General features: G+C 66.4%; 2 protein-coding genes. Both read right to left on the reverse strand.

The genetic code is table 11. The features are described from left to right. Positions 1 to 618 precede the first annotated feature (618 nt). Entirely contained in the window at positions 619 to 855 is a 237-nt protein-coding gene (locus AAH991_RS39600; RefSeq protein WP_346231103.1) for a hypothetical protein, read from the reverse strand. A gap of 45 nt (positions 856 to 900) precedes the next feature. Then, complete coding sequence (locus AAH991_RS39605; RefSeq protein WP_346231104.1) at positions 901 to 6,327, reverse strand: DNRLRE domain-containing protein; 5,427 nt, start codon at positions 6,325 to 6,327, stop codon at positions 901 to 903. Between the last annotated feature and the right edge of the window lie 40 nt (positions 6,328 to 6,367).

A 6,367-nucleotide genomic window follows, 5' to 3' on the forward strand; every position in this document is an offset into this window, starting at 1 on the left:
TTAACCTGCAAAAACGGATCACGCGGTGGCAGACTCATACACCACCCCCGTGGACGTGACCGACGGGTCCTCGATGACAGCTGGCGGCAGCGGAAGGGCCAGCCGACCCTTCCCTAGCAGCTGACGTCGAATGGGAAGAGCTGCTGCGCGGTCGGCGAGTGCTGCCAGAACCGGCTGTATCCCTTGACCGTGACATACGTGCACCCGGTGCTCGAGTCGGCGCTGGAGCACGCCGTCCGCGAAGACGAGCTGCCCCCGCAACATTGGCCGGAACGTCAGGGCCACCGCACCTCGTCCTCGGCGATTCCGACCGTTCACCGCAGCCACGCAGTTCCTCGACGCAGCCCGCGCCGGCCGGCTGCACGCGCCGTACGCACTCGCCCTGCGCACCGAACTCCGCAAAGGCGAACTCCTTGGCCTCCATTGGAAGGACCTCGGCCTCACCGCCGGAACGGCCGGCATCCGCCGCTCGCTCCAGCGCACCCGAACCCGCGGCCTTACGCATCTGCCCACCAAGACCCTCGGCGTCCGAGCGTCGTATCGCGCTCCCGACCATCCGTCCGCTGACGTTGCCGCCATGGCCCGCTATCAGGCTATGACAGCACGTGCGTCAATTTATCACTCACCGAATTCCCCAAGCTCGCCAATTAGTCGCTGACGGGCAGCATCCACCTGTTCAGAGTATGAAGAATCGAAGATCGATGACAACTGCGTCTCCAACGACCCGCTAATTCTGAAAAGAGCAGACCAAACAGCGCGATCGTCGATCAGCGCCGCAAAATCTTCTCGATGCATAACGCGGTTCATCCAGTCGGATAGGACGAGCGCTTGATCGTCCGTCAATTCGATGTTCACGGATACCTCTCTTCGGATCGCAGCTCTCACGACGGCGGCGTAAGGCTACAACTTCCCATCCCGCAGCAGGTAGGTCAGCTGATCACCTGAGGATCGCCAGCCGCCAAGATACTCCCCGACATTCGGACCATCCGCGGCGAATGACGCATGTAGCCCCGTGTCATCCACGAAGTGGATAGCAGCCTGCCCCCTAAATGTACCCTTGATTTGCCGCGTTCCCGGGTTCTTCACGAGCTGCTCAATGGCACGAATGAACGATTGCCCGTTCACCTTGTTGTATGGACCCTTTACGCCGAAGTCCTCAGCATGCTTAACACCCTGGTCGCTGGTTCGCATGTAGTGATGCGGAAGTTTATCGGACGACATCCAATACGACCCACACCCGGGCCCGTCGTTGTGAACGAGTACCGGCGCGGCCCCCGCCATCACATAATACGTGTGGATGCCTTCGACACTTAGATTGTGCACACGCTGCCTGCCCACCACGCGCTGCTGGAGCGAAATAACCTTGACGTAGATACCGGCCGAAGTGCGAAGCAGAGAACCAGGCTTCACGTCTCCTGCGGGCACCCATGCCTTGACGTCTTCAATCCATAACGCGTGATTATCGGTGGCGGTAATAGTGCCGGTGGCGTTACCTCGTTTTCCATCGATATCTATGGTCAGCTTGACCAGCACTTTCCGGCCTTCACCTGCATGCGCCTGCAGGACCGAGTGATATTCGGTTTTTCCTGTCTGCGGATCTGTCGCGACAATCTGGTCGCCGGCATTCACGTCCTCGATTGGTTTCAACGACCCATCGGCCATGAGGACTTCTGTGCCAGGTACGAAGCTACAGGGCTTTACACCTCGAGGGCGCGGAAGTCGAGGCCCCGTGCCGCCAACGCCGACTCTGCCCCCTATCGGAGCTCCTTGCCATAGAGCGCTGCCTCCGGCTTCCATGTTGTCGGCGAGCGATCCCGCACCCTGATCCTTGAGCTTCTGATCCATTGCCTTGGCTATGCATACCGGATCGTCAAAAGCGCATTCCGCTCCGGGCGGTTCTTTCTTCGCCTGCTGTCCAAGGCCTCCCTTCTCCGTGGCGAGGGTATGAAGGGCCTTGTCACGCTCACGCGCGATTCTTTCGCGCTCTCGCTGCTGGCGCTGCCGCTTCTCGAACTCCTTTTGAGCTCTACGTTCCCCTTCCATGTACTGCTGGGTGATTCTCTTGCGTTCTTTCGCGGTCTTCTTGTCCCAGTCGGGGTCGTGCCATGGGCGAGGTTCGAAGCCGTCGGGGTCGGACAGGTTGACCGGGTCGCCGCCGGCGTATCCGTAGGCGTTGGTGAGTCCTGGTTTGGCGAGGTTGAGCAGCGGGTCGGGTGAGAGGAACTTGGCGATCGCGGCATCGTAGAAGCGGACGCCGAGGAGGCTGAGCCCGGTGGAGCTGTCTTCGATCTTGCCGAGGAATCCGCGGTCGGTGAATGGGAGGTCGTCGTCGCCGCGCCGTTGTCCGAAGGGCAGGTAGCGTTCGCGGCGGGCGGCTTGGGTGGTGTCGTCGATGGCCAGTTGCTCGCTGCCGGCGTTGCCGCTGAGGAGCCAGGTCAGTGTGGCGGGGGTGCGGATGGCGATTTGGGAGCCGTCCGCGGTGGTGTAGTAGCGCTTGCCTGTCACCGTGCCGGCGGACAGCTCGAGTTCCATGGCGCCGAGGTAGAGGGTGGTCTTGCCGTCGGGAGTGCGGCGGAGCAGGCGCTGGCCGTCGGCGTCGTAGACATTGTCTGTGGTTTGGCCGTCGACGACGGCCTTGGTCAGCTCGCTCAACTCGTTGTAGGTGAAGGTGGAGTGTTTGCCGTCGATGGTGCGGGAGGTCATCTGGCCGGCGTCGTCGTAGCCGTAGAAGTCGGCTCCGTTCGGCCGGGTGATGGAGGCGACGGCGTCGGGACGGACGGCGGTCGCCCCCGGGGCGGAGTAGGTGTAGGTGGCCGTCTGGCCGCCTGAGGTCAAGGAGGTGAGGTTGCCCACGCCGTCCCAGGTGTAGGACTGGGTGTAGGGGTCGATGCCGAGCCCGTCGGCTGATGCGGTGCCTGTTCCGCAGGCAGTGGCGGTGGTGGTCCATGCCTGGGTCAGGCGGTGCAGGCCGTCGTAGGTGAAGCATTCGGACTGGCCCGGCGACCCGGCGGTGGCGGCGGCCTTGTCGAGGATGCTGTTGACGGTGTCGTCGATGTTGTAGGAGAAGACGTCGTCCTGGACGGTGACCGGGGTGGAGGTGTCGGTCTTGGTTTTGGTGGTGACGCCGGTCAGCCGGCCGGTGTTCTCATCCCAGGCGAGAGTCCGGGTGATCCGCCCGTTGGCCCCGTAGCGACGGCTGGCAAGGCGGGCGGTCTGCGTGTAGGCGGTGGTGCCGACGTAGGTGGTGCCGCCCTCCAGGTCGGAGGTGACAGCCTGGGGCAGGTTCAGATCGGTGAAGGTGAAGGTGAGCTTCTCCGCCGGCAGCCCGCCCTTGGCTGGCATGCCCACCTGCGACAGGTTCCCGGCGGTGTCGTAGCCGGCGGTGAAGGTGTACGTGCCGGCCAGGGCGCCTTCGACGGCGGGGATAGTGACGCTGGAACCGGTCGGGCGGCCCATTTCGTCGTAGCCTGCCACCGCGCTGATGTAGGCGTGCCCGTTGGTGTATCGGGTGGCTGAGGTCAGCTTGCCCTTGCCTCCCGAGGCGGTGTCGTAGGCCCATTCGGCCAGCTTGGTCCCACTGTCGCGTTCCCCGGACCACGTGGCTGTCTTACGGCCGAGATCGTCATAGGAGTAGGACACCTTCTGCCCCTTGCCGTCAATGGACCACATCGGGCGGCCGGCGGTGTCGTATGACTGCTGTGAGTCGCCGGCGTCGGGGTCATGGGACGCGGTGCGGCGACCGAGCAGGTCGTAGGTGAAGGTGCGGACGTTGCCGTTGGCGTCGGTCTGCTTGGTCAGCTGGCCGTCGCGGTCGTATTCGTAGGTGGTGTCGTGATGCTGCGTCGCCTTGACCTCGACCGATTGCCAGGAGGTCCAGTCGGAGGTGGCCGCGCCTCTGATCGCACGGGCACGCCAGCGGACCTTCCATCCATCGCTCAGCATTCCGGCGGGGACGGTGACGGCGGCCTCCTTGCCGGAGGGGACTCCGCTTACGGTGGTGGTCCAGATCTGGCCCATACCGTGGGCGGTGTCCGCGGGGTCGTGTTCGACCTGGAACTCCCCGCCCAGCTGGCCACCGGCCGGGGTGCCGACCTTGGCGATCAGTACGGGCGTCAGCGTGTTGGTGGTTCCGTCCGTGACGGGCTGGGTGCGGGGGCCCTCGACGGTGAGGATCTGGGAGCCGTCGACCACGGTCACGGGCTGCCAGTCTGACCAGGCGGACGTGCCGCCGCCGGTGACGGCGCGGGCGCGCCAGCGCACCAGCCAGCCGTCGGACAGCTTGCCCTCGGGGACGGTCACCGACGCCTGTGTGCCGGAGTTTACGTCGTCGACCGCGGTGGTCCAGATGCCGCCGGTGCCGTGATCGGTGTCGGCGGGGTCGTGCTCCAGCTCGAACTCGGCGCGTACCTTGCCGCCAGCGGGGTCGGTCACCTGGGCGAGGAGTTGCGGGGTCAGCGACGCGCTGACCGTCTTGCCGCCCACGGTCTCGGACGGGGTGACCTGCAGGGTGCCCAGCACCGGGTCGGGCTGATCGACTCGTACGGTCTGCCAGTCCGACCAGGCCGAGGCGGCCTCGCCGACGACGGCGCGGGCGCGCCAGCGCACCAGCCACCCCTCACTCAGCGTGTCGCCGGGGACGGTGACGGTCGCCTGGGTGCCGGCGGGGACGTTGTCGACACCGGTGGTCCAGATCTGACCGGCGCCCTGGCCCTCGGGGGCGGCGGGGTCGTGTTCGAGTTCGAACTCCGCCCGCAGGCTGCCGCCGGCGGGGTTGGTGACCTGGGCGCGTAGCTGCGGAGTCAGCGACGTGGCCACGGTGGTGCCGTCGACGACCTGGGAGGGGGTGACCTGCAGCGCCGTCACGCCCGGCTCGGAGGGGACGTTCCCGGCATCGATGGTGGCGGCCTGCCAGTCCGACCAGGCCGAGGTGACCTGAGTGGCGGTGTTGACCGCGCGGGCACGCCAGCGGATTCCCCACCCGTTGGACAGGGCTCCGCCGGGCACGGTGACCGACGCCTGCGTGCCGGAGGCGACGTTGTCGGCGGCGCCGGTCCAGATGCCGCCGGTGCCGTGGGCGGTGTCGGCCGGGTCGTGCTCCAGCTCGAATTCGGCCCGCAGCGGTTCGCCGTAGGCGTCGGTGACGGTGGCCAGCAGTTGCGGCGTCAGCGACGACACCGCGGTCTTCCCGTCGATGGTCTGGGCGGGGGTGATCTGCAGTTGGGAGACAGTGGCGGCCGGGACCTTCACCGTCAGCGACTGCCACTCACTCCAGCCGGAGGTGTTGGATCCGGCGGCGACCGCACGGGCGCGCCAGCGGACCTTCCAGCCGTCGCCGAGCTTGCCGGCGGGGACGGTGAGGGTGGCCTGGGTGCCGGAGGCGACGTTGTCGACCACCGGGTCCGGCGCCGTGATGGTAGCCGTCTGCCAGCCCGACCAGGCCGAGGATGTGGAGGTGCCGGTGTTGGTGGCGCGGGCCCGCCAGCGGATGTGCCACCCGGCGGTCAGCTTCCCAGCCGGGACGACGGCGGGGGCGTCATTGCCCGTGGTAACCGTGGCGGAGCTGCCGGCCCAGATCTGGCCGGTGCCTTCTGCGGTGTAGGCCGGGTCGTGTTCGATCTCGTAGTCGGCGCGAAGGTTCCCGCCTGCGGGGTCGGAGACGGTGGCGTGCAGGGTCGGTGTCAGCGACGGCACCGCTCCCCCGGTCGCCGGGGTGATCGACAGGTTGCCGACCGTGAGGGACGACGGCAGCGTGTAGGTGACGGCCAGTTCCGGCGCCTGTTGTCCGTAGTCAGGGTTGGCGTCGGCGAATTCGGAGGCGGCGTAAGTGCGCCAGTCATTGTCCGCGTTCTCGTCCGCGGCTTGCATCTGCAGGCCGTATCGGGGCCGGCCGGCGGCCCAGTCCTGGGCGATGCCGGTGACATCCCAGGTGACCGGCATCCCGGCCCTGCCGTCGCCGCAGAGGTCGGTGTCGTAGGCGTCCTGGCGGGTGACGGCGTCCTCGGTGGTGGTGGTCGGCTGGCTGTTCCAGGTGACGGTATAGGGGTCCCAGGCAGAGGTGACTCTTCTGACCTGGATGCCGGAGCCGAACGGCCCGCAGTTAGGTGCGTACCAGTTGGTCAGCGACAGTTGTGCCTGCGTCACCGTCGCGCCGGCGAGGAGTGAGGTGTCGAACTGCAGGTACGCACGCCCGATACCGACCTGGCCTCCATCAAACTCTTCTACACCGACATAGAGCGCGTCATAGTCCACCCCGGAGTAGTCGGGGTCCCAATCGACGACGTAGGTGTCGGCTTGCAGGGAGAGGTCCACTGTCGGGTCGACGGTCACCGGGTAGGTAAGTGTGGGGTCGGCCAGGAAGGAGGCGTCG

This window comes from Microbispora sp. ZYX-F-249 (genome assembly GCF_039649665.1).
Lineage (GTDB): Bacteria > Actinomycetota > Actinomycetes > Streptosporangiales > Streptosporangiaceae > Microbispora > Microbispora maris.